A 25,002-nucleotide genomic window follows, 5' to 3' on the forward strand; every position below is an offset into this window, starting at 1 on the left:
TCTTTATGTCTCCGTCAAATCCTAGCTCCATGGCAGCTATTCCAGCTCCTGCCGCAGGGCATATACCCGGCGCAGGTTGCGGATCAGGCGCGCCGACTCAGCAAAGTTCAGCGTCTGTGCGCCGTCGGAAGCGGCTTGCTCAGGCTTCTCGTGGGCTTCGTAGATGATACCATCGGCGCCGGCCATCACGCCGGCCAGGGCCATATCAGCTACGTAGTCGCGGATACCGATACCATGCGAAGGGTCGACGATGACGGGTAGGTGGGTCTTTTCTTTTAAAATAGGTACGGCGTTCAGGTCCAAGGTGTTGCGCGAGGCTGTTTCGAACGTGCGGATGCCTCGCTCACAGAGAATCAGCTTTTCGTTGCCACCTGAGAAAACGTATTCGGCCGATGACAGCAATTCCTCGATGGTGCCGGAGATACCCCGCTTAATCATCACGGGCTTATCCACACTACCTAGTGCATCGAGCAGGTTGAAATTCTGGGTGTTGCGGGCACCTACCTGAAATACGTCCACGTAGTCGTGCATCTCCTCTACCTGCGACACCTGCATTACTTCGGTCACGATTTTGATACCTCGCTCCCGCGCCAGCTGGTGAAACAGCTTCAGCCCATCCATACCCAGCCCCCGGAATGAGTAGGGCGAGGAACGCGGCTTGAACACGCCGCCGCGCATGATGCGCACGTCATTCTCAACCAAGTGCTGCATAATGCTTTCCATCTGCGCCTCGCTCTCGATGCTGCATGGACCGGCTGCCAGCGTGAGGGTGCCTTCACCGATGCGCACACCGTCGCCCAGGTCGAGGACGGTAGGGCGCACGCGCCATTTGCGCGACACCAGTTTGTAGTCGTCCGACACACGGTGGATGTCTACAATGCCGGGTAGCTGGCCAACACTGCGAATGTCAAAATCGGCCTTACCGATGCCAATGAGGTAGTGCGCACGCTGCGTAGTCACCTCCGTGACTTTGTAGTTCACCGCTTTGATGCGGTTGATGATGGCTTCCCGGTTTTCGGGAGAAATGGCGGGTTCTAGTTGAATGAGCATGAGGTAGCTTTTTGTCATCCTGAGCTTGCGCAGGACCTTCTCACGCGTGAACGACAAGCGTCACAACGATTCGTTCTCGCGTGAGAAGGCCCTGCGCAAGCTCAGGATGACAGTACTTTAGGGTAGCTATTAAATCAATTCAGTACCGATTGTACAAATTGGCGGGCGGCGGCGGGGGCGTCTTCAGCACCATCCATTGCCTTGATCAGAGCTGAGCCGATGATGGCGCCTTCGGCATGCTGGCAGGCGCGGTCGAAGGATTGCTTGTCGCCGATGCCGAAGCCAATCAGACGCGGATTGCGCAAGTTCATACCCTCGATGCGTTGGAAGTAGGCTTCCTGCGCGTTGGCGTCTTGGCCGGTTTGACTGCCCGTAGTGCCAGGACCCGATACGAGGTAGAGAAAGGAATCCGTCAGCTCGTCGATGCGGTGGATGCGCTCGGGCGCAGTTTGGGGCGTGATGAGGAATACCGGCCGCAGATTGTAGCGGCGAAAGGTTTCCTGGTATTCCTCCACGTAATCGTCGAGGGGTAGGTCGGGTAGGATCACACCATCCACACCGGCTTCGGCGGCTTCGCGGCAGAAGTTCTCTACCCCAAACTGCATCACCGGATTGAGGTAGCCCATCAGCAGAATGGGCGCGTCGGGCACACGCTGACGCACGCCCTGCAGCTGACGAAACAGCACGCGCATGTTCATCCCGTTTTGCAGGGCCACCGTGCCGCTGTGCTGTATCACCGGCCCATCAGCCAGCGGATCGGAAAACGGCATTCCGATTTCCACGAGGTCGGCACCAGCCTGGGTGACAGCTTCAATGAGTGGCACCGTGGAGTCGAGTGTAGGGTAACCGGCCGTGAAGTAGATGTTGAGCAGGTTTTTCTTTTTCTGCTCGAAGGTAGATTTGATACGGTCTTTCATGAAAATTATCGTTTGTCATCCTGAGCTTGCGAAGGATCTTCTCACACCAGAACAACTTGAATGGAGTTACTATCTCGCGTAATAAGGTCCTTCGCAAGCTCAGGATGACAAACGTTTTATTTCGACGTGGTCAGTTTTTCGGCGTATTTCAGGTAGGTTTCCAGGTCTTTGTCGCCACGGCCGGAGAGGTTGATGACCACCACATCATCCGGGCCGGCGCCAAGTTGGTCGAGCGCGGCTAGGGCGTGGGCGGTTTCGAGGGCTGGAATGATACCTTCGAGGCGGCTCAGCTCGGCCACGGCGCGCAGGGCGTCGTCGTCGGTGATGGCAATGAAGCGCGCCCTACCCGAGTCGCCAAGGTAGGCATGCAGAGGGCCGATGCCGGGGTAGTCGAGACCCGCAGACAGAGAATACGGCTCGGTAATCTGGCCGTCTTCGTCCTGCATCAGCAATGTGCGCGAGCCGTGGATGATGCCTGGCTTGCCTAGCACTGAGGTAGCCGCCGAATGGCCGGAGTGCACCCCATGACCAGCCGCTTCTACCGCTACCAACTGCACGGTCGGCTCATCGAGGAAGTGATAGAAAGCGCCGGCTGCGTTGGAGCCACCGCCCACGCAAGCCACCACATGGGTAGGCAGTTCGGAATCGGTTTTTTCCAGCAGTTGCTTACGCATTTCCTCGCTGATAACGGCTTGTAAGCGGGCTACCAGATCTGGATATGGGTGCGGACCTACCACCGAGCCGATGATATAGTGTGTATCCACGGGGTTGCTGATCCAGTCGCGAATAGCCTCGTTAGTGGCATCTTTCAGGGTTTTACTGCCACTGGTGGCGGGGCGCACCTCGGCGCCTAGCAGGCGCATGCGGTATACGTTAGGCTTCTGCCGCTCCATGTCGATTTCGCCCATGTACACAATGCACTCCAGGCCCATAAGGGCGCACACCGTGGCCGTGGCCACACCGTGCTGGCCGGCACCGGTTTCGGCAATGATGCGCTTTTTGCCCAGACGCTGCGCCAGCAAAATCTGCCCTACCGTGTTGTTCACCTTGTGGGCGCCGGTGTGGCACAGGTCTTCGCGCTTCAGGTAAATGCGCGTGTTGTACTTCGCCGATAGCCGCTTGGCCTCAAACAACGGGGTAGGCCGCCCCACGTAGTCGCGCAACAGCTGTTGGTATTCCTGCTGAAAGCTAGGGTCGGCCAGAATATCCAGGTATTGGGTGCGCAGCTCCTCCACATTGGGGTAGAGCATTTCGGGAATGAAAGCGCCACCAAACTGGCCATAATAGCCGCGGGCATTGGGCGCAAAAGCAGAAGTAGCCATAAGGTAAGAACCAAGAGCGCACCAGGTGCGCCGGGTGGTGGTTGAGATGGTAGAAGAAAGGTGCCGCTAAGTGCTTGAGATATTACTGCCGGGCCGGAGCCGCTGAAACAGCTGCCGCAGCTTACCCACGTCCTTTTCGCCGGGTGCCAGCTCGAAGCGGCTGTTTAGGTCGATGCCGAAGAGACCAGGTAGGCGCAGCGTTTGCAATTCCTGTGCGTGGGCTAGATCGAGTCCGCCAGCCAGAAAATAGGGTACGCTCAACGGATACTTCGCCAGCAGTTGCCAATTGAACGTAGTGCCGTTACCCCCTAGCTCCGGGCCTTTGGTATCGAACAAGAAGTAATTGCAGCAGTTCACGTAAGGTGCAGCTTGTGCGAAGTCAAACTCCTCACCTACCGAGAAAGCCTTGATAACAAGAATGCTCACGGAACGCAACTCGGCGCATTGCGCGGGCGACTCCTGCCCGTGCAACTGCACCAGATCGAGGCCGTATTCTGCCACCCGCTGCCGAATAATATCCGTGGTTTCGTTTACAAATACGCCTACCTTCAAAACAGAAGAGGGTAGCTTGTTGAGCGTTTTTACGCTGAGCGTTGGCACAGCACAGCGCGGCGACTTGGCGTAGAAGATGAACCCCATGAAGTCTACGCCCAGGTTGGCTACTTCTCGGATGTTGGCGTCGGAGCGCATGCCGCACACCTTAATGCGCAGGCCAGGACTATTAGCAGACGACAACGGATACGTAGCGAGTGGGGTAGGAAACATACGGCTTCAACAAGACTTAAAGAATAACAGCCGGTTCTGTGGCACGCAGCTCCTGCACCAAGGCCGCGCAGGCCTTCTCGGGCCGGCTGTGGCGCATGAAGGCCTCGCCCATCAAAAAACCGCGGTAGCCTACGCTACGCAGGTAAGTGATGTCAGCGGCGGAGGTGAGGCCGCTTTCGGTTACTTTCACAAACTCCGCCGGAATCTGCTCGGCCAGGGTCACGGAGGTTTCCAGGCTTACCGAAAAGTCGTGCAGATTGCGGTTGTTGACGCCTACCAGGCTCACGGCTTCGGGGTGCAGCGTGCGGGCGAGTTCCTCGGCGTTGTGCACTTCCAATAGCACTTCAAGGCCCAGCGAGCGGGCGAACTGGCCCAGGCGCGCTACCTCATCAGCTGAAAGTACAGCGGCAATCAGCAGTATCACATCAGCCCCCATGCTCTTGGCTTCGATGATCTGGTACTCGTCAATCACGAAATCCTTGCGCAGGATGGGGCAGAAATTGTAGCGCCGCGCAATGGTCAGGTCCTCAGTTTTCCCGCCGAAAAACTCCGTATCCGTCAGCACCGACAAGGCCGAAGCGCCCGCCTGCATGTAGCCCAGAGTAGTACGCTCCACGGGGGCATATTGGTTGATAAACCCCTTGCTGGGCGACTTGCGCTTGAACTCGGCAATGATGCCGCTCAGGTCGTCGCGGAGCAGGTAGCGGCGCAGGCTGAGTGGTTGCGCGTCCATATATAAGCTGCGCTCCAGCAGCTTGGTGGGCACCAGCTCGCGGCGCTCGGCTACCTCGTGGCGCTTGTGGGTGATGATTTTGTCGAGAATAGTTTCAGTTGACATCGTGCCTGTGAAGTTTCCCACCGTAATGCGCCGAAGAAACGCTGTGGCGGGCGGTGGGCGTTCAAACAAAGTGAAATTAAGCAGCCAGTAAGCGGCGCAGCGCCTCGCGGGCCCGCCCCGAATCCAGGGATTCTTGCGCAGCGCCTAGGGCTTGCGCAAAGGTAAAATCCGTTTCGCGACCCTGAATGGCCAAGGCTGCGTTGGCCGTCACCACGTCGCGCTGGGCGGGCGTGGCCCTACCCTCCAGCACATCCAGAAACAGCTGGGCCGACTCCTCCACCGTGCGCCCACCGGCCAGGCTCGCGGGTGTAGTAGCCGCCAAACCCAAGTCGGGGGCCGATACCACTCGCTCGCCAGTGCTGGTGGCTACTTTGGCCGCACCGGTCAGCGAGAGTTCATCGTAGCCATCCAGGGCATGAATCACGGTGTAGCGCGTGTGAGTTTGCTGGAAAAGATACTGGTAGAGGCGTAGCAGCTCCAGACTGAACGTGCCCGCTACCTGGTAGCGTGGCCGCGCCGGATTCACCAACGGCCCCAGAATATTGAAGAACGTACGTACGCCTAGCTCCCGCCGAATAGGACCGGCATGGCGCATGGCCGGATGAAACGCCGCCGCGTGTAGAAAGCAAATGTTGGCACGTTCCAGCTGGCGCTTCAGCACGTCGTTGCCTACCCCAAAGTTTATTCCCAGGCTCCCCAACACGTCTGCCGATCCACACACCGACGACACGCCAATGTTGCCATGCTTGGCCACCGGATAGCCTGCGCCCGCTACCACAAAGCACGCCAGGGTGCTGATGTTGAGCGTGTCCTTGCCGTCGCCGCCCGTGCCCACGATGTCTACCACATCGTGCGTGCCCAATTCTGGGTCACGGGAGAGTTCAAGTAGGGCGTCGCGGAAGCCCGCCAGTTCCGGCACTGTAATGGGCCGCATCCGATACACAGTCATGAAGGCCGCCATTTCCGATGCATTGGCGCCACCTTGCCCGATTTGCGTCATGGCTTCGCGGGCTTCGGCGTGCGTTAGGGTTTGCTGGTCGAATAAGGTATTGAGAAGGTGTTTCACGTGGGAGGGAATTTTCTAGGTAGGATGAGCTCTGTCTGTTGAAGGGAAATGTACTCTGGAGTCTATCCTTCCAACCAATTTTTCAGCATCTCCTTGCCATACTCGGTCAGGATAGACTCAGGGTGGAATTGCACGCCGCGCACGTCGTATTCGCGGTGGCGGAAAGCCAGCACCTGGCCCTGCGCATCAATGGCCGTCACTTCCAACTCGGCGGGTATTGAGTCGGGCTGCACCACCCAGGAGTGGTAGCGCCCTACCTTGAACTGCGTGGGTAGGCCAGAAAACAGCCGATCGTTGCCGGTGATGATGTCGGCATCCGTAGCTATGCCGTGCAGCACAGCCGGCAGGTTGTAGAGCGTGCCGCCGAAACTCTCGGCTATGCCTTGGTGGCCCAAGCACACCCCCAGCATGCGCTTGGTAGGCGCATAGCGCCGGATTACCTCCGGCATCAGGCCCGCGTCGGCCGGCACACCGGGTCCGGGCGAGAGCATGATGGCATCGTACTGCTCTACCTCCTCCAGCGTCAGCTTATCATTGCGGATGACGGTGGTTTGGTCGCCGTAGCCCAGCTCGCGCAGTAGCTGCACCAAGTTGTAGGTAAAGGAATCGTAGTTGTCGAGAACAAGAATTTTCATCAGACTAAAAAGCTAAAGCTGTTCTGAGATTTACATTTTCCTACCCTACACCTGCTCGGCCTCTTTCAGGGCTTTGCGCAGGGCAGCCAGCTTATGGTGCACCTCGTTGAGTTCAGAGTTGATATCGGAAGCCGCTACTACCCCAGCACCAGCTTGGAAGTAGAGTTGGTTGTCGGTGCTGAGGAAAGAGCGAATCATGATGGCGTGGTTGAAGTCGCCATTGAAGCCCAGATGGCCCAGGCAGCCGCCGTAATAGCCGCGGGCTGTCGGTTCTAGCTTGTCAATAAGTTGCATGGCGCTGTGCTTGGGCGCCCCCGAAAGCGTACCGGCCGGAAACGTATCGGCCACTACCTGCAAGGGGTTGGTGCCGGGTAGCAGTTGGGCCGTCACCTCGCTCACTAAGTGAATCACGTGGGAGTAGAACTGAATTTCGCGGAATACCTTTACCGCTACTTGGTCGCCGTGGCGGGCCAAGTCGTTGCGGGCCAAATCTACCAGCATCACGTGCTCGGCATTTTCCTTGGGGTCCTGGGCCAGGCGCTCGGCAGCAGCGGCGTCTTCGGCATCGTGACCAGTGCGACGGAAAGTACCAGCAATGGGGTAGAGACTGGCTTTGCTGCCTTTAATAAGGAGTTGCGTTTCGGGCGAGGAGCCGAAGATCTTGAAGTTGCCGTAGTCGAAGTAGAACAGGTAGGGCGAGGGATTGATGGAGCGCAGCGCCCGGTACACGTTGAACTCATCGCCGGTAAAGCCCTGCTGAAAACGGCGGCTCAGCACAATCTGAAACACATCGCCGCGCAGGCAGTGCTGCTGGCCTTGGGCCAGCACCCGCAGAAACTCCTCGTCGGTCTGGTTGGTCAGCACCTCGCCCTGCGTTTGAAACTGAAACTCCGGCAAGGAAGGGTTGCGAATGAGGTTCACCAGTCGCTTCAAGCCGTCTTCGTCTACCGCGTCGCCTTCCAACGTGTGTTCAAACACGTATAGTTCGTTGCGGAAATGGTTAAGCGCAATAACATAGCGGTAGGTGCCATACAGCATCTCCGGAATGTCGCCGGCCGCTTGCTTGGCTGCATTCAGGTCGAGGTCCTCGAAATGCTGCACCGCCTCGTAGCCCAAGTAGCCAAACAGACCACCCGTGATAAAGTCGAAGTCGTTTTCCTCCGTCTGAAAGCTCTGCGCAAACTCCTGTAGTCGGGCTAGTGCCGCGCGGGGCTCGGTTAGGGTTTCAGTAGCGACGGTGCCATCCGGGAAGGTCTGCTTCACCACCCCGCGCTGCACCTCAAAACGAGCTAGCGGGTCGCAGGCCAGATAGCTAAAGGCGTTTTGCTGACCATGGTAGTCGGAGCTTTCCAGCAGCAGGCAGTTGTCGTATCGGTCGCGCAGGCGCAGGTATAGGCCCACGGGCGTTACGGTATCGGCCAGCACCCGTAGGTGGCGAGACTTAAGCGTGAAATGCGGCATTCGGAAAAGCGTAGCGAGGTTGGAGGTAGAGAAGGGCTGAAAAACAGAAAGCCCGGCGGTCGGCCGGGCTTTCTGTTCAAGTATGCGGAGTATACTTTACCGCACGCACAGGGTATCCCGTCCGGAGTTTCGGAGAGGCCACCACCAGGCTTGCAGGCAAAGTTGCGTTGTCATCAGTTTAAAGCAATGTCGTTTTTATCGACGCGCCACAAAGGTAAGCAGCCGACTTTACGGCGCAAGTATTTTTTTGGTTTCCGCTGATTTTCCGAAGAACAGCCATTGATATGCGGCCGGAAACTCCCGCCGCCAGAAACCTTCGTTGTGCTGACCATCGGGGCGCACTACGAAGCGCAGGTTGGCAGAGCGTACACCAGCTTGGTGCAACTGGTCGCGCAGCTGCGTCATGTAGGGTACCATGGTTTCGCTTTCCTGCTGCCCAGCTACCAAGTAGAGCCGGGTAGGGCGCCCCGACCGGGCGCGTTGCACAAAACGGTCCAGCGAATCCTTCGCAAACCAGAGCGCCGGCGAAAACACCCCTACCCTGCCATACACATCTGGGTAACGCAGGGTAGCATACAGCGCAATGAGCGCCCCCATACTGCTGCCCCCAATGCCCGTGTGGCGTCGGCCAGGCCGAGTACGGTAGTGCTGGTCGATATACGGCTTAAGCGTTTCGGTGAGAAAGGCTGCGTACTCCCTACCCTCCCCGCCACCGTACTGCGAGTTGCGCCAGGGCGAGTACTCATCCAAGCGCTTGTCGCCGCCATTATCTATAGCCACTACAATGGTAGCGCGTTTTTCCTGGTTCAAGGCTTCATCTACGCCCCACTCGCCGCTGAAACTGGTTGCCTCGTCGAATATATTCTGACCATCCTGCAAGTAGAGCACCGGGTAGCGGCGGTGACTAGTGGTGTAGCTGGGCGGCAAATACACCCACACCCGGCGCGTGCGATGCAACTGAGGCATTGTCATTTCTAACGTGGAAACGGTAGGAGCAGCTGTGTGCTGCTTCTGAGCCTGCACTGGTTCGGAAAGACACAAAACCGCCAGACCCACAATAGTGGCCACCAGCTTAGAGGGTGCACCTTGCCAATAAAAACAATTGTTTACAATCTTTTTTTGTCTTTGCATTTGTAAGGTAGGCAGCTTCATTTGCGAGGTAGGACGCCTCATTTAGGCTGTACTTTTCTCTTATAACCCTTTCGTATTTAAGGTGCTACCCCAAAACTACCCAAACGTTTGCGGTAGTCAGCATTCCAAAGCCTATCTCATAGGCTATTCAAATGGTTGGGTACAGCTATGAGACACCTATTACACAATTGTGTTTATAGGTTTTATCATAGTACCTTCGCGTTTACATTCAATTTTGGTTGAAAAATCACTGCTTTAGTAGCCATAGCATGTAATTTTTCGTAGCTGCCGAAATCGTTTGCAAAATCGGCTAAGCCGACACTTAAATTCCCAACCCCCTAATCATTTTTCAATGAAACACCCTTACCTGGTGAAACTACTGTTTCTCCTGCTATTTGTGTGCGCTGGTTTCACCGGTGCATTCGCCCAAACCGGCTCTGTGAGCGGCCGTGTGCTGGACGAACAGAAACAGGGCTTGCCCGGCGTAACCGTTGTGATAGAAGGCACTTCCCTTGGTAACTCCACCAATGCCGATGGTACCTACTCTATTCAGAATGTGCCCACCGGTCCGCAAACGCTGGTTATTTCCTTTGTAGGATATAATACGCAGCGTCAGACGGTTACGGTAGCCGCCGGCCAAAATTCGGCTGTGCCAGCTGTTACTATTGGCGAAAATACGACCCTGCTGAATGAAGCAGTGGTAGTGGGTTATGGTACGCAGCGCAAAGAAGACGTAACGGGGGCTATTACGACTGTTTCAGCCAAAGACTTTGTGAAAGGCCAAGTAACTAACCCCGAACAGCTCATCCAGGGCAAAACGGCCGGTGTACAGATTACGACCGGCGGCGGCTCACCGGGTGCGGCAACCACGATTCGTATCCGTGGCGGCTCCTCGCTTAATGCCAGCAACGACCCGCTGATTGTAATTGACGGTGTGCCGGTAGACAATAGCGGCGTAAGTGGCGCTTCCAATGCCCTCAGCCTTATCAACCCCAATGATATTGAAACCTTTACCGTACTAAAGGACGCTTCTGCCACAGCTATTTATGGTTCACGTGCTTCCAATGGTGTTATTCTGATTACCACTAAAAAAGGTGTATCAGGCGAAAAACTAACGGTTAATTTCAGTTCACAGGCTTCCCTGTCGCACCGCTACAACGCCGTGCCTGTACTGTCTGCTGACGAATTCCGCAGTACGGTACAACGCGTTGCCCCCGAGAAAGCTGCTTTGTTAGGTAATGCTAACACCAACTGGCAGGATGAGGTGTTCCGGACAGCTCAGACGTACGACAATAATGTGAGCATAACTGGGGCCGTGGGCAAACTACCATTCCGTGCTTCCTATGGTAACCTCTCGCAGCAGGGTATTTTGATTACGAATCGGCTTATTCGTAATACAGCTTCACTGAGCCTCAATCCAGTACTGCTAGATAATCATCTGCGTGTCAACGTGAATGTGAAGGGCTCTTGGATTGATAACAACTTCGCAGATAACGGGGCTATTGGCTCAGCCGCCGCCTTCGACCCCACCCAGCCTGTGGTTAGCCCTACTGGCAATGCCTTCGGCAATTATTTTGAATATCTCCAGGGCAATGGCACACCCCAGCAAAACGTACCCCGCAACCCAGTAGCGCAGCTTTTGCTACGCCGCGACCGTAGCTCTGTGAAACGCAGCATCGGTAATGCCCAGCTCGATTACAGCTTCCATTTCCTGCCTGATCTGCACGCTAACGTGAACCTGGGTTACGACATCACGCGTAGCAATGGCTCTAATTTTATAGATGCTCGCTCGGCCGGCGCCTATTCCAATACACCCCTAGACGCCTCAAACAGAACGTCGCGCGGTGGTTCGTTCAATCAGTACTCGCAAAACCGTGACAATAAGCTGCTGGAAGCTTACTTAAACTATAGCAAGCAGTTTGGCAGCAATAATCGTCTGGAAGTGCTAGGCGGTTACTCGTATCAGGACTTCATCAGAGACGAGCCTGCCTACCCTACTTTCTTGGCCGATGGCTCCCTGTTTAAGCTAGCTGCCATACCAGTTCGGACGCAGTACACTATCATCTCTTTCTACGGCCGGGCGAACCTTACGCTTAACGACCGGTATGTGTTTACAGGCACACTGCGCGATGATGCGTCCTCGCGCTTCCCGGAGAACAATCGCCACGCCGTATTTCCAGCTGCTTCGGTGGCCTGGCGTCTGAAAGAGGAAAACTTCTTTAAAGACATGACTACCTTCTCCGACCTGAAGCTACGGGCCGGTTATGGTATCACAGGGCAGCAAGATGTGGCCGGCGTTGCTGGCGATTATCCCTACCTCCAGCGTTACGTAATCAACACTCCCACAGCTCAGTATCAACTAGGCAACTCCTTCTTCACGCCCTATTCGCCCCAAGGGTTCAATCGCAACCTCAAATGGGAGCAGACCACTACCTACAACGCAGGTCTGGACTTTGGCTTCTTGGAGGGTAAGTTGAATGGCTCGGTGGATGTGTACTACCGCAAAACCAAAGATCTGCTGGCTCAGGTACCGGTTGCACTGGGTACTAACTTCACCAACTTGCTGGTATCCAACGTAGGCACACTCGAAAACCGCGGGGTGGAGTTGAACCTGAACGCTACCCCCGTAGAAGGCGAACACTGGACCTGGACGTTGAATGCTAACGGTACCTATAACAAAAATCGCATCACCTCACTCGGCACGCAGGTACCTGGTTTCCAAGGCCTCGAAACGAATAACGGCGGCAGCATTTCGGGTGGCACAGGCACTACCATCGGCATTTACAGCGTAGGTGCTCCTTCATCAGCCTTCTATACTTATAAGCAGGTATATGGCCCAGATGGCCGGCCGCTGAATGGCGTGTACGTGGACTTAGACGGTGACGGAACCATCACAGCTCGTGACCGGTATGTAGGCAAGCAGTTTGCACCTAAGGTTATTCTGGGCTTTAGCTCCAACGTAAGCTACGACCGACTCAACTTGGCTTTCACGTTGCGTAGTAACTTGGGCAACTATGTGTACAACAATATCAACTCAAACGCAGGCAACTACCAAGGCATCAACGGTTCGAACAACTTCGTGTCTAACGTGACGGAGGATGCCAACTATACCCAGTTTCCCAACATTGCTCAGACCCGCTTCTCTTCGGATTATTACATCCAGAACGGTTCGTTTCTGCGCATGGAAAACATTACGTTGGGCTATAATGCAGGCACGCTGGGCGGCGGTGAAACGTTGCGCCTCACAGCAGCTGTTCAGAACGTGTTCCTGAGCACTAAATACAAAGGCTTAGACCCGGAAATTTCCAACGGGATTGATAACAATGTGTATCCCCGCCCGCGCACATACACACTTGGCCTGAACTTAACTTTCTAGCTTTCTGCTTTCAATTATAGTATGAAAAAGAATATTCTCCGCCACGTTTCGGCGCTGGCGCTGGTCTCCTCTTCGGTGCTCACGATAACGTCGTGCACGGATGATCTGGACCGTTTGCCTAAATATGACCTTACCTCAGAAGCTGTGTACAAAGATGCGGCTGGCTATAAGTCGGTGTTAGCTAAAGTGTATGGTGGCTTCGCCCTCACCGGGTCGCAGGGACCAAACGGTAACGGTGATGTGAAAGGTATCGACGAAGGTACCTCTGACTACATACGGCAGTATTGGAGTGCCCAGGAGTTGACCACGGATGAAGCAGTAGTGAACTGGGGTGACCCAAACATTCAGGACTGGCACCTGATGAACTGGACACCCACTGGCCTACTGGTGCAAGGACTATACAGCCGCATTCTGTACGAAGTAACCCTGTGCAATAATTTCTTACTGGAGTCGACGGATGCCAAGTTGAGCAGCCGAGGCATCAATGAGACGGATGCCGCTACTATCCGTGCATACCGCGCTGAAGTGCGTTTCTTACGTGCCTTGGCCTATTACCATGCCCTGGATCTTTATGGCAATGTGCCATTTGTTACTGAAGAAAATGAGATTGGGGGAACTACTCCTCCTACTCAAACTACACGTCCTGAGCTATTTGCCTTTATTGAACGGGAGCTACAAGCTATTGACGCCGATTTGCCTGCTCCTCGCCAGAATGAGTACGCTCGCGCTGACAAAGCCGCCGCGTGGATGCTGCTAGCCAAGCTTTACCTTAATGCTGAGGTATACACCAAAACGGCCCGCTATGCAGATTGCGCCACTAATGCGAAGAAAGTAATAGATGCCGGTTACACCCTTACGCCACAGTACCGAAACCTGTTCCGCACAGATAATAACACAAGCCGGGAAATTATCTTTCCCATTGCCTATGATGGCCGCCGCACGCAGAGCTATGGGGGTACTACCTTCCTAGTTCATGGACCTGTGGCCAGCACTTCCGACCGAAATTGGAATCCTGCCAGCTACGGCATCGATGGGGGTTGGGGTGGTTTGCGCACTACGTCGGCCTTCTATCGTCAGTTTCCAGATACCGCGGCTGATAATCGTGCTAAGTTCGTAACGGGTGGGCAGACCTTGGAAATCAACTCACTTATTGATTTTTACCAAGGCTACGTACCTATTAAGTTCAAAAACGTTAGCTCTACGGGTGCTCCCGGCTCTGATCTTGTTTTTGCAGATACGGACTTCCCTATGTTCCGTCTAGCCGATGCCTACCTGATGTATGCTGAAGCAGCCGTACGTGGTGGTGGCGACCGAAACCTGGCTTTGGAATACGTGAACCGAGTGCGTACGCGGGCCTACAAAAATACTCCGGCCGGCAACATTACTTCTTCGGAACTAACGCTGGACTTTCTGTTGAACGAACGCTCCCGCGAACTGTATTGGGAAGCAACTCGTCGCACAGACCTTATTCGCTATAATCGTTTCACTACGCGCGACTACCTGTGGCCGTGGAAGGGTGGTGTGAAGGAAGGGACTGCCGTACAGGACTACCGCAATCTATTCCCAATACCAGTATCTGACCTAAGCGTAAACCGAAACTTGGTACAGAACCCAGGTTACTAACTTACATGGCTGCCAAGCAATGCTATGTTGTTTGGCAGCCTGTATCGTCTCTTTTTCTACAGTATAATTCCCCGCACAATGAAAACTTGGTTTACCAAAATATTGGGAGTAGGCGCGGTTGCTTTACTCCTCACCGCGTGTGAGAAGGAGGATGAAAAAACGGTGATTCATCCGAGCGGTGGGCCTACCCTTACAGCCTCTTCTACAGCCTTGGGCACGCTCTCCATGGATAACGCAGCCAAAGAAGCCGTTACGTTCAATTGGACTGCTCCTAACTACGGCTATGCTGCGGCAGTCACTTATACGCTACAACTCGATGTAAAGGGTAATAACTTCAAATCACCTAGTGAGTTTACTACCACTTCTTCCAGCCGTACACTCACAGTATCGGAGTTGAATAGTGCATTGCTGGCCTTGGGTATTGCACCGGGCTCGGCAGGTCAGTTGGATGTACGCGTTAAGTCAGACGTAGGCAGTAACACTGCCTATGCACAACTTTCCAGCGTCACCTCTTTAACAGCAACTCCTTACCTATCTGTTATTGCGTACCCATCGCTGTACGTACCTGGTGACTATCAGGGTTGGGCACCTGATAAAGCGCCTAGAGTTGCATCTCCTACCAATAATGGCACCTACGAGGGGTATATTAACTTTGCTAGCGCTAGTCCTTTCAAATTCACAAGCACGCCTAGCTGGGCCAACACGAACTACGGTCTTGTGGGTACAGTCACTACAAACGCAACTACTAAAGTTACCTCAAGCTCCTTATCAACAGATGGAGGCGCTGGTAACCTTTCTGTCCCAACAGCAGGCTACTACCGTATTGTGGTGGATATTCCGAACCTAACTTGGACGGCTACACCTACTACTTGGGCAGCTATTGGCTCTGCTACCCCCGGCGGGTGGGATAACCAAACTCCTTTGACCTATAACGCTACTACAGGTACGTGGTCGGCTGTAATGACTCTAAGTGCTAATGGCGAGCTTAAATTCAGAGCGAACAATGGCTGGGATATCAACTACGGTGACAACAAAGCAGACGGGGTTCTCGACTTTAATGCTGACAATATCAAAGGTCCCGCAGCAGCTGGCAGCTATTTGGTCACGCTTGATTTAAGCCAGGGCGCGGGTAATTACACCTACTCTATCCGAAAGAATTAATCTTCTTTTCCCGCTTACAAGAAAGGCTCCTGATACTACTCAGGAGCCTTTTTTAATGGAGCTAATCGTCGGCGCACCTATTGTGCGTAGTGTGGTTACTCTACTTTATTACTAAGTATATACTGGTAAATTTTGCTTCTCAGTCAGTAGATTACTTATCCCAGTAGAGCCATTTAAACGGCTCTATCTTTCGCCCTTTGATTGTTGCGTTGCTCCTATCCCGCTTCACTGCAGCTGCACCGACTCGATGTCTACGTGCCGGGCAGCCGGTGCTGCGGGGAGGATAATCTGCAACACCTCGGCGTCGGCCAGCTGTAGCGTCGGGAGCTGCGTAGCAGGCTGAAAGGTTAAGGGCAGGAAGCTGGGGTAGGGTCGCGGACTTAGCAGCAGCGGCGCGGGCCGGAAGTCGGCTAATGGCACGCGCAGGATTTGCCGATCGGGACCCATGGTGATTGTAGCGGCGTAGGCAGCAGCATCCTTGGTTACTAGCACTACTTGCAGTGTGGTACCAGCTTGGCTAGCAGAACCTGTCAGTAGTAACTCCTTGCTGCGACTCGTAGCCTGGTGGCGGCCTTGCACCTTATCACCAAAATACGCTCGCAGGCACACAGCCGGACCGTCAGTTACTGCAGTAGCGCCAGTTTGAGGTATGCCAAGCAGGCGCAACGCCAGAGCACCCGTGGCGGGCGTAGTCACGTAGTCGGCATAACTACCCTCGCTGATGCGTCCTATTTCTACCTGGTCATGGTCGGTGGCGGCAGTGAACAAAGGGATGGGCGTAGCGGCCGGCACAATAGGTACTTCCCAATGCTCTGCATGTGCATAGTCCCAATTGAGCGGTGAGCCCGCAAAATTACCTGGGAAGGTAGTTGTCTTACTTCCCTGCTTTATAACCACCCAGTACCGCAACAGGCCCGGATACAGCAGCTCGGCCGGTACCGTAGTCTCAAATGAAGGGTAGGAGCCACGCCGCATGGGTAGGGTTTGGGTACGACCGTAGTAGTGTTGCGCCACCAGCAGCACACTATCGGTGGGGGCCAGCCCTACCACCTTGGCCGCGAGACGCAGCTGTTGCCCAGCCGATACCTGGGGGTAGGCTTCGTGTACCACTTGCAGGCCAGCAACGGTAGGCGTAGGGGCCACAAACTCACCTAGCCGCAACGTACCTACCCGCGTTTGGCCAGTCCAGGCAGTGGTTTTCTGCTCTGGAGCTGCCAACAGGTATACGCCCGGCCGCACAGCCACCTGTCCGTCGGTAGCCTCTGCCTGGGATGTGTTGCCTTCGTTGAGGCCGCGCATGGAGAACTGCGGCCCTAAATCGGCTAGTGAAATGCGTACGGGATGTGTGTTCCACTCGATACGCGTAACGATGCGTTGGAGTGAGGCTTGTGCGAAGGGGTCAGCTACTTGCACCGCATCGGGCATCACCTCCAGGCGCCATATGCCCGGCGCCAGCTGGTCGAGGAAGTAGGCCCCGGTGCCCTCGTAGCGCACTACTGGCGACGAACCTACCCCGGCCACATGCCGCAGCGCAGTGGGCTTTTGAGGTTGTATATGCGTGGTGCTGGTGTAGTAAAAGGCCTCAGGCATGTTCATCTCGCTGAGCTGCTCGCGGTAGCTGATACGAAACGCTCCAAAGGTGGAGTCGGCGGGGTAGGCGGCTTGTTGCTGCCCACGCTTCACCTGCCGGAACACCTGCCCGGCAATCAACAGGCTCAGGGCTTTCGCGGGGTGTAAGCTAGATTGAGGTAATGCGTCTGGTACTCGGTGTTGGCGTAAGCAATGGCCAAGGGGTCGTAGGCAAACTGCGTAGCCCACTGAAAACCCGCTGCCCGAAAGCTGCGAGCCATGGCGGGGTACATCACGGGCTGCAAAACATCCGCCGACTCAAACTCATATACCATCTTAGCCTTCGACTTGAACCGCGGATCCTGGCGGTAGGGAATCGGGTATTGGTCGACGTAGGGTAGGAAGTTGCCGCGCAGGGTGTGGCCTCCTACCAAGCCCTCGGGGTACCATTGGTACGTGAGGCCATCCACTTTTGCATTAAGAATAGCTTCATGCACCTGCGGGTTTTCAGCTATGTTATAGAACACTGGTTTGCGGCAGCCAGTGTTGCGAATGGCGGCGGCCATGCGGTCGGCAAAGGCCGTTACCTGCGCAGCCGGCTCGCGGTAGCGCGGCTCGTTGCACACCTCAAAGGCAATAATATCAGGGTCCTGACGGTTGAGCTGCTTGGTATACGTGTTGCGGTGGTTGAGAAACTGCGTGAGGTAGCGCTCCTGCGCCGCCACAGCTCGCGGGTTGGTGTAGGCCTGCACCTTGTCGTAGATAGACGAAAAGCCCGTCATGGCCGAGTCGCGCTCGGGGTAGCCGTTGCCCCAATAAGCAATGGGCGTCAAGATGATTTTGATACCGCGCTCTTTAAGACGGGCCACCAGAAAATCGAGCAGGCGTAAGTGCTCATTTTCCAGCAGGTTGCCTACCGTATCGGTAATTTCTACGTCCCATACGTGCACTCGAAACGCATCGACGCCCAACCGGGACAGGTGGTACACATCCTGCTCAATAGCCTGCTCTAGCGATACACCCAACCGCCGATGGGCACGGTAAGAATAGGCAAATGGTGTAGTGTAGTTAACGCCGAAAAGCGCTACTTCCTGCCTGCCTTTCTGCCACCGTAGCACGCCCTGCTTGTCTACATAAACACCGCCCTGCGAAGAAGTGCGTTGAGCCTGGGCGGTAGGCATTTGCACCAGAAAAAACGAGAAGAGAAGATAAAGAAAAGATTTATCCATCGGGGAAAATGATTACACATGCTGCTCAGTGCCTGCCGTACGAGCCCGAAACGTATGACGGCACCTTCCTGAAAGTAAAACCCCGGCAAGTTAATGCAAACGTTTGTCTAACTCTGAGCGCCTACCAACTTACTTGGTTGCGGATAGTCACTGTGTTTCCGTCGGCTTTTACCTTTGCTCATTTGTAGTTTCGTACTCTTTCGAGGATAATCTATTCTGTTGGTCTTTCACTTTTTTCTTGCTCCATATCCTTGCCTTTCAGTAACATCCTGACAAACGACTTTCAACTACCGAAAACTTTTCCGTGCTTCGCTATTCTGCGCTACGTGGTAAGTACACACCCTACCCCGGGATGCTGCGTATTTCTTCTTTTTACTTTCTTCTACCCTACCCATGATCATCATCGCTGACGGCGGCTCCACTAAAACCAACTGGTGCCTAATCGACAATGCAGGCACACGCATTTATTTCAACACCGAAGGCTACAACCCTTACTTCATCAACACCCAGGGAATCATTGAGTCGCTCGAAAAAAGCCTGCCCGATAACCTGGACCTGCCGGCCATCAGTGAGGTGTATTATTACGGTGCCGGGTGTTCTACCCCGGAGAAGGTAGAAACCGTAGCTGCGGCCATGCGCCACGTGTTTAAGCAGTCGGAAGTGTATGTGGGCCACGATCTGCTGGCGGCAGCCCGTGCGCTGCTGGGCCTGGAAAAGGGCTTTGCCGCTATTTTGGGTACGGGCACCAACACCGCCCTCTACGATGGCAAAGACGTAACGCTGAACATTGACTCTCTAGGCTATTTCCTGGGCGACGAAGGTTCAGGCTCGTTCATTGGCAAGCGCCTGTTGCGCGATTACATGCGCGGCTACCTACCCGATGGCCTCCAAGAGGCCTTCAAACAGCAGTACGAACTCGACAACGAAGAAATCTTCGACCGTCTCTACAACCAGCCCCTCCCCAACCGCTTCCTGGCCAGCTTCGCTAAGTTTGCCTACGACCACAACAACGTGAGCTACTGCCGCGACATCGTACTGGAAGGCTTCAACACGTTCTTCGACAACTTGGTGGTGCACTACCCCAACTATCAGGAATACACCTTCAACTGCATCGGCTCGGTGGGCTATAACTTCCGCGATGCCCTCACGCAGGCGGCCAAAAACCACGGCATGGAAGTCGGCAAAATCATCCGCTCCCCTATTGATGACCTAGTAACGTACCACACGGTACTCGCCAAGAAATAGCCTATATGCGTTAAGCATGACGCACAGCTAAAACAAAGAAGGCGGCTCCACTGGAGCCGCCTTCTTTGTTTTAGCTGTGCGTCAACCTAGTGCTGCACTACCAGGCGCGTGGTTTGCTGCTGCGTGCCGGCTTGCAGGCGCACGAAGTAGATACCGTTGGCCAGGTTGGCTACAGGCAGGGCTAGCTCGTGGGCACCGCTGGTCTGGCGGCCTGCTACGGGTACCGTGCGCACGGTGGCGCCCAGCATGTTTTGCACCGTCACGGTGACGGTAGGCACGGCGGCGCTTAGCTCGTAGTAGAGCGTGGCGGCGCCACCCGTGGGATTGGGCGAGGCCAGCAGCTTGAGGCCGCTTACTGCCTGCGCACTCTTCACAGGCAGCACCGAGTTGGCGGGCTTGGTAATAGGCTTGCTGGTATACACGAAGTACTCGCCGGGTTGCAATGTGATGGTCGCATTGGCATCGGCCACATTCATCGGCGTGCTGGTAAGGTAGTTATACCACGTACCAGTTTGCTGAAACTTGGGGTTGATGGTGGTGGCTGTCACGCCGAAGTTGCCGAGCACCGTCACGCTCAGGTCATTGTTGGATAGGTGAATGGCCTTGGCCTGCCCGGTTAGCTCCTGCGAAAAGGCGGTAGGCGCCGTAAATACCGGCTGTTTTTTCAACGCAATCAGGGCGCGGTAGGTGTCATAGAGGTGGCGACGGTCGGCCTGGCGGTAGTACTCCCAGCGGATGGGCTTGTTGCCGGTGCGGCCGTTTTCGTTGATGCTTACCTCGTACCCCACCTCACCGAACTGCCAAATCAAGCGTGGACCAGGCACCGTGAAGAAGAAGGCAGCCGCCATCTCGTTGCGCTTCAAAGCCGTAGCCAGATCTTTCACGCTGTACGTTCCGTTGCTGTTGCCGTAGCTTAGGTTTTCGAACATCAAGCGCTCCTCATCGTGGCTTTCCATATAGGTCACGAGGTTGGGCTCCATCCAATCGCGCTGCCGGTAATAGCCCCAGTTGAAGTCCCATCCGTCGCTGTAACCTAGTGCGGCTTGCTTGTAGTTGTAGTGCAGATTACCCCACAGCATCAGTCCAATAGCTGATAGCGCCTTCTCCTCGTCATTGCTACCCAAATGCTCCAAAATGGGGTAGGCAGTGGCACTTACGCTAGCTATGTAGTCGTGGTAGTCCTTCCAGATGGCTACGCGTGAGGCATCATATTGACCCCAGGCGTCGTACGTAGCGCCGTTTTCGGCTGTGCCTACATCGCGTTGTGTGAAGCCTTTCGAAAGGTCGAAGCGGTAGCCGTCGATATGGTATTCCTCCAACCAAAACTGCATCACGCGCTTGCTGAAATAGCGTGTGTAGGCGCTTTCGTGGTTGAAATCGTAGCCTACGTTGGCGGGGTGCTTGGCCGTTTGGTTGAACCACGGGCTGTTCGCGGCGGGCTTATTCCCATCAAAATACAGCTGCACCATCGGCGACTGGCCGAAGGAGTGGTTGAGCACCATGTCTAGCACCACGGCAATGCCGCGGCGGTGACACTCGTCAACCAACTTTTTAAGGTCGTTTTTGGTGCCGTAGTATTTGTCGGGGGCGAAGTAGAACGAGGGGTTGTACCCCCAGCTTTCGTTGCCCTCAAACTCGTTGATGGGCATCAGCTCCAGCACGTTCACGCCCAGGCGCTGGAGGTAGGCCAGCGAGTCGGTCACCGTTTTATAGTCGTGGCGGGCCACAAAGTCGCGCACGAGCAACTCGTATATCACCATGTTGGTGCGGGCCGGGCGCTGGAAGTTGGTCGTAGTCCAGGTATAGGGTGTCTGGTTGGTTTGCAGCACCGATACAATGCCGGTGGTCTTGCCTGTCGGGTAGGCTTTCAGGTTGGGGTAGGTCACGGCCGGGATGTACTGGTCGTTGTTGGGGTCCAGCACTTTCTCGGTGTAGGGGTCGGCGATGCGCAGGCTGCCGTCTACCAAGTACTGGTAGGCGTATTCCTGGCCCGGCGTGAGGCCCTCAATCTGTACCCACCAGCGGCCATTCTCGGCATCGTTGGCATCGGTGCGTTTCATTAGGGTAGCGGCCGTGGGCTGCCAGTTGTTGAATTCGCCAATTACGTACACGCTTTGCTTGCCGGGCGCCGTGAGACTCAGAACAACAGAAGTACCGCCGTTCAGGTAGGTCACCCCATCCTTCTTCGCGCCGGTAGGTAGGGCAGCCGTGGTGATGGTAGGCTGCACAAGTAGTAGGCGCTGATCCGTAACGGTAGTAGTGCCGTTGGTGGCCGTGAGCATCAGCGTATTAATACCGGGCTGCGTGACAGCCACCGTAGCCGACAGCGAGGTAGCGTTGGCCTGCTGCGCCACCTGCGTGCCGTTGAGCGTGAGCGTGAGGGTAGCCGCCGCCGAGGCCGTAGCCGTCACGGCTACCGAGCCGCCGCTCACCAGCACCGGATTGTTGTTGCTCGTGGCCGGCGACGTGATACTGGCCTGCAAAGCCGTAGTCTGCGACACGTCTACGAAAATATCCGTGTTGCCAGCGCCTTTACCTTCGGGTGTGCCATTGGCCCCGCGAAACACCATAGCCAGTTGCCGCACGATTTCGCCCGAACCCTTCAGGCCAGGATAGTAGTCTTCGGGCACGAAGGTGATGCTGTAGCGATGGTTGCCCAGTGCCGTCATCTTTTCAGCCGCAATGGGCGTACCGAAGCCGTTGGTATTCTTCACGTGCTTCCAGTCGCTGGGCGTGGTGCTCAGGTTGGTGATGACGCCAGTGTAGATGTATACGTCGCCGGTGTAGTTGGCCATGCCGGCGTTGCCTTTAGTGGCATCAAAGGTGAGCGTTACCTGCTCCGTTGCGCGGAAGAAGGTAGGCGTAGCCGTTACCACCTGCGCCCAGGCGGCGGGGGCGCCGCTCAGCACAGCCAGCAAAAGCCAGAGGAGTCGAAGTGTTTTCATTCAGACGTTAAAAAAGTGGGAATTTGAAAAGAAAGACGGCAGCAGACCCAAGCAAAAAACGCTGTTTTCCGGCTCCGTAATCGTTTGCATAGTAAAGGTACGCATTGTCTTTTCCCAGTATCAAATTGCACCCGGGTTTTGTGCGTAGTTTTGCATTTTGCTATTGCCTGCTCTGCCGTAATGCCACTTTTCCGCTCTGTTTGCTACCCTTTTACGTGCTGGAGTACCCTGCTGCTACTGTTGAGCCTACCTCACCTGCCAGTACAAGCACAGGTGGTTGCCGGGTTGCGCACGCAGCCCTATCGTTCTGCTTTTTCTTACACGGCGCCTACCCCCGTTCCGCAGCTTACCCTACCCGATTCAGTGCGGCAAGCCCGCCTTAACCGCCGCCTACCCCTGTTGGCCGGTGGACTGGTCGTTACTTACGCGGGCCTTACTTATGGCCTCAGCAAAGCCTGGTACACGGGCGAGCGGAGCAGCTTTCATTGGTTCAATGATTTTCCGGAGTGGAAGCAGATGGACAAAGCCGGCCATTTCTGGGGGGCCTTTCACGAGAGTCGGGGTGCCGTGGACATGTTGCGCTGGGCGGGTCTTGACGACCGTAAGGCTATCTGGTACGGCGGCTTTGTGGGATTCTTACTGCAAAGCCCTATCGAAATTCTTGATGGCCACGACCCTAAGTACGGCGCCTCGGCCACCGATCTGGCGGCTAATTTCCTGGGCTCGGTGGGGCTGATTGGGCAGCAGCTGGCCTGGAATGAGGTGCGCATTATGCCTAAAGTATCCTTCCGAACCACGCGCTACGCGCCCATGCGCCCCAACGTACTGGGCCGCTCATTTGCCGAGCGTCTGTTGAAAGACTACAACGGCCAGACCTATTGGCTGGCCGTAGATGTAGGTGCCTTTATGCCTGCCACCTCGCGCTGGCCCCGCTGGCTACAGCCGGCAGTGGGCTACGGTGCCCAGCAAATGGTCTACAACGATGCCAACGCCAACGCCGCCCTGGGCCTGCGCGCCTACCGCCAATACTACCTTTCCCTCGACGTAGACCTCCGCCATATTCCTACCCGCAGCAAACTATTGCGCCGCGTGTTCTACGTAGCCAGCATTTTCCACCTGCCCGCGCCGGCTCTGGAATACAGCAACCGGCGCGGCCTGGTGTTGCACGGGCTGTATCATTAGGTCCGACTGACGGATTCCCTTGGAGTTTCCGGATTTCGCGGATTTTGTGGCTGCTCGCTACGCCAACCAACCTGGCGCTACAAGCAAAGGCTGCTACGTTCTACTTTTCTCGTCTGTCTACGCCAACGCCGCGGCACACCTTCTCGACCGCCGTATTTGCTACGTTTTACTTTTCTCGTCTGGCTCCCCCTCTCCTTTTCGGAGAGGGGGCCGGGGGTGAGGCGCACCGTTGAACGCACCACCTAGCCAACAACTCACAACGCACCAAGCAACGCTGCCACCGTTTGGCCGTTACTTTTGTTGTATTCTGAAATTGAACCCACCCCCTCATAAACGAAATGCAAGTAGGAGATAGAGTGCGGCTGCTGACCGGCCGCGAAGAAGGTATTGTTACCCGCCTGCTCGACAACGATCTGGTAGAAGTAGCCATTGATAATGATTTCACGATTCCGGTGCTGCGCCGGGAGGTGGTGGTAGTGGCTGCCGAGGAGCAGAAAGCCTTCGGGCAAACGGCGGCAGCCGTGGCCAACGAGCGCAAAGCCGCTAGCACCGGCGCTGCCCGCGCCGCGCAGGCCGCTGGCGAAAAACCCGCACCGACTGCGGCTGCGGCCAAGAAAGGCAGCAGCCCTACCCCACCACCCGCGAAGATTGCGAAGGGACTATACTTGGCTTTGGTGCACCAGTCGCCAGAGCTGCTAGCCGTGCACGTCATCAACAACACCGACGCCGATGCGCTCTACACCTATGGCGAGGAGCGCTCCGATGGCACCTACCGCGGCCTGGCCTCCGATAAGCTAGGCCCCAAAGCCGCCAGCAAGCCCCTGGGTCACTGGCACCTAAAGGATTTCGACAAGTGGCCGGCCGTACTGGTGCAGCTTCTCCCCCACCAGCTCAACGGCACCACAGCCTACGAGCTGCTGAGCAAGCGTACTCAGTTTAAAGCAGCTACCTTTTATAAAAGCCGTCAGCAAGCGCCAGTGCTCCAGAAGGAGGCCTATCTCTTCCAGCTCGACGAGAAACCCGCCGCGCCCCTTGCGCCCCCTACCCCCGAGAAGCTGGCCGAGACCCTAAAGGCCCAGCTTTCCGGCGATGCGCCCGCCAAGCCCGCTGCCGTGGCTCCCGCCCCTGAGCCCGTGAAGGCCATTGTGGCCCCGCCGCACGAGCTAGATCTGCACATTGAAGCCTTGCGCCCCGAGGGCGCTGAAGGTCTCAGCAACACAGCCATGCTCAAACTTCAAATGGATACGTTTGAGGATGCCCTGTCGCGGGCGTTGGCCACCAACATGCACGAAATCGTGTTTATCCACGGCGCTGGCAATGGCACACTGCGCAAGGAAATTCACAAGCACTTGAGCCGAAATAAGGACATCAAGTTTTTTGAGGATGCCCGCAAGGAAAAGTTTGGTTACGGTGCTACGTTGGTGCGGCTGAAGTAAGCGGCAACTGATGGTTGGCTAGCGAAACACGTCTGTCATCCTGAGCAGCGC

18 protein-coding genes are annotated in these 25,002 nt (G+C 55.7%); 6 read left to right on the forward strand and 12 right to left on the reverse strand.

Features of this window, described 5'->3' with window-relative positions; translation table 11 throughout:
* Positions 1-36: 36 nt before the first annotated feature.
* The 9 genes from aroF to MUN82_RS11140 all read right to left on the reverse strand — a co-directional run bounded on the left by aroF (position 37) and on the right by MUN82_RS11140 (position 9,020).
* Positions 37-1,050: a 3-deoxy-7-phosphoheptulonate synthase gene (aroF, locus tag MUN82_RS11100; RefSeq protein WP_245090120.1), complete on the reverse strand. Its 1,014-nt coding sequence runs from the start codon at positions 1,048-1,050 to the stop codon at positions 37-39.
* A gap of 134 nt (positions 1,051-1,184) precedes the next feature.
* Positions 1,185-1,967: a tryptophan synthase subunit alpha gene (gene trpA, locus MUN82_RS11105; RefSeq protein ID WP_245090123.1), complete on the reverse strand. Its 783-nt coding sequence runs from the start codon at positions 1,965-1,967 to the stop codon at positions 1,185-1,187.
* A gap of 116 nt (positions 1,968-2,083) precedes the next feature.
* Positions 2,084-3,289 (reverse strand): tryptophan synthase subunit beta, encoded by a 1,206-nt coding sequence (gene trpB / locus MUN82_RS11110; protein ID WP_245090126.1) that lies wholly within the window; start codon positions 3,287-3,289, stop codon positions 2,084-2,086.
* 66 nt (positions 3,290-3,355) lie between these two features.
* Positions 3,356-4,054: a phosphoribosylanthranilate isomerase gene (locus MUN82_RS11115; protein ID WP_245090129.1), complete on the reverse strand. Its 699-nt coding sequence runs from the start codon at positions 4,052-4,054 to the stop codon at positions 3,356-3,358.
* Between the two features lie 16 nt (positions 4,055-4,070).
* Entirely contained in the window at positions 4,071-4,892 is an 822-nt protein-coding gene (gene trpC / locus MUN82_RS11120; protein ID WP_245090131.1) for an indole-3-glycerol phosphate synthase TrpC, read from the reverse strand.
* Positions 4,893-4,968: 76 nt separating this feature from the next.
* Positions 4,969-5,958 carry an anthranilate phosphoribosyltransferase gene (trpD, locus tag MUN82_RS11125; RefSeq protein WP_245090134.1) on the reverse strand — a complete coding sequence of 330 codons (990 nt, stop codon included), beginning with the start codon at positions 5,956-5,958 and terminating at the stop codon, positions 4,969-4,971.
* A gap of 62 nt (positions 5,959-6,020) precedes the next feature.
* The gene (locus MUN82_RS11130) at positions 6,021-6,593 is read right to left on the reverse strand and encodes an anthranilate synthase component II (RefSeq protein WP_245090137.1); all 573 of its coding nucleotides are present in this window, start codon (positions 6,591-6,593) and stop codon (positions 6,021-6,023) included.
* A gap of 45 nt (positions 6,594-6,638) precedes the next feature.
* Positions 6,639-8,054, reverse strand: coding sequence for an anthranilate synthase component I family protein (locus MUN82_RS11135; protein WP_245090140.1), 1,416 nt, complete (start codon positions 8,052-8,054; stop codon positions 6,639-6,641).
* 228 nt (positions 8,055-8,282) lie between these two features.
* Positions 8,283-9,020 carry an alpha/beta hydrolase gene (locus tag MUN82_RS11140; protein ID WP_245090142.1) on the reverse strand — a complete coding sequence of 246 codons (738 nt, stop codon included), beginning with the start codon at positions 9,018-9,020 and terminating at the stop codon, positions 8,283-8,285.
* Between the two features lie 517 nt (positions 9,021-9,537).
* On the opposite strand from MUN82_RS11140, the gene MUN82_RS11145 reads away from it, so the two are divergent.
* The 3 genes from MUN82_RS11145 (at position 9,538) to MUN82_RS11155 (ending at position 15,345) form a co-directional block, all read left to right on the forward strand.
* Positions 9,538-12,561: a SusC/RagA family TonB-linked outer membrane protein gene (locus MUN82_RS11145; protein WP_245090144.1), complete on the forward strand. Its 3,024-nt coding sequence runs from the start codon at positions 9,538-9,540 to the stop codon at positions 12,559-12,561.
* Between the two features lie 21 nt (positions 12,562-12,582).
* Positions 12,583-14,184 (forward strand): RagB/SusD family nutrient uptake outer membrane protein, encoded by a 1,602-nt coding sequence (locus MUN82_RS11150; protein ID WP_245090147.1) that lies wholly within the window; start codon positions 12,583-12,585, stop codon positions 14,182-14,184.
* Positions 14,185-14,262: 78 nt separating this feature from the next.
* The gene (locus MUN82_RS11155) at positions 14,263-15,345 is read left to right on the forward strand and encodes a SusE domain-containing protein (RefSeq protein ID WP_245090150.1); all 1,083 of its coding nucleotides are present in this window, start codon (positions 14,263-14,265) and stop codon (positions 15,343-15,345) included.
* 225 nt (positions 15,346-15,570) lie between these two features.
* Here the strand turns inward: MUN82_RS11155 and MUN82_RS11160 are convergent, their stop codons facing one another.
* A complete protein-coding gene (locus MUN82_RS11160; protein WP_245090152.1) occupies positions 15,571-17,055 on the reverse strand; it encodes a hypothetical protein in 1,485 nt (494 codons plus the stop codon).
* Positions 17,056-17,060: 5 nt separating this feature from the next.
* Positions 17,061-18,143, reverse strand: a complete 1,083-nt coding sequence (locus MUN82_RS11165; RefSeq protein ID WP_245090155.1) for a cellulase family glycosylhydrolase — start codon at positions 18,141-18,143, stop codon at positions 17,061-17,063.
* 393 nt (positions 18,144-18,536) lie between these two features.
* Between MUN82_RS11165 and MUN82_RS11170 the strand changes: the two genes are divergently transcribed.
* Positions 18,537-19,388, forward strand: coding sequence for an N-acetylglucosamine kinase (locus tag MUN82_RS11170; RefSeq protein WP_245090158.1), 852 nt, complete (start codon positions 18,537-18,539; stop codon positions 19,386-19,388).
* 86 nt (positions 19,389-19,474) lie between these two features.
* On the opposite strand, the gene MUN82_RS11175 is transcribed toward MUN82_RS11170, so the two are convergent.
* Positions 19,475-22,333 carry an alpha-amylase family glycosyl hydrolase gene (locus MUN82_RS11175; RefSeq protein ID WP_245090161.1) on the reverse strand — a complete coding sequence of 953 codons (2,859 nt, stop codon included), beginning with the start codon at positions 22,331-22,333 and terminating at the stop codon, positions 19,475-19,477.
* A 240-nt stretch (positions 22,334-22,573) separates the two neighbouring features.
* Here MUN82_RS11175 and MUN82_RS11180 point away from each other — a divergent pair, with 240 nt between their 5' ends.
* Positions 22,574-23,515, forward strand: coding sequence for a DUF2279 domain-containing protein (locus MUN82_RS11180; protein ID WP_245090164.1), 942 nt, complete (start codon positions 22,574-22,576; stop codon positions 23,513-23,515).
* Between the two features lie 338 nt (positions 23,516-23,853).
* A complete protein-coding gene (locus MUN82_RS11185; protein ID WP_245090167.1) occupies positions 23,854-24,951 on the forward strand; it encodes a Smr/MutS family protein in 1,098 nt (365 codons plus the stop codon).
* The last annotated feature ends 51 nt before the right edge of the window (positions 24,952-25,002 follow it).

Origin of the sequence: Hymenobacter aerilatus (assembly GCF_022921095.1) — a bacterium.
Classification (GTDB): Bacteria; Bacteroidota; Bacteroidia; order Cytophagales; family Hymenobacteraceae; genus Hymenobacter; species Hymenobacter aerilatus.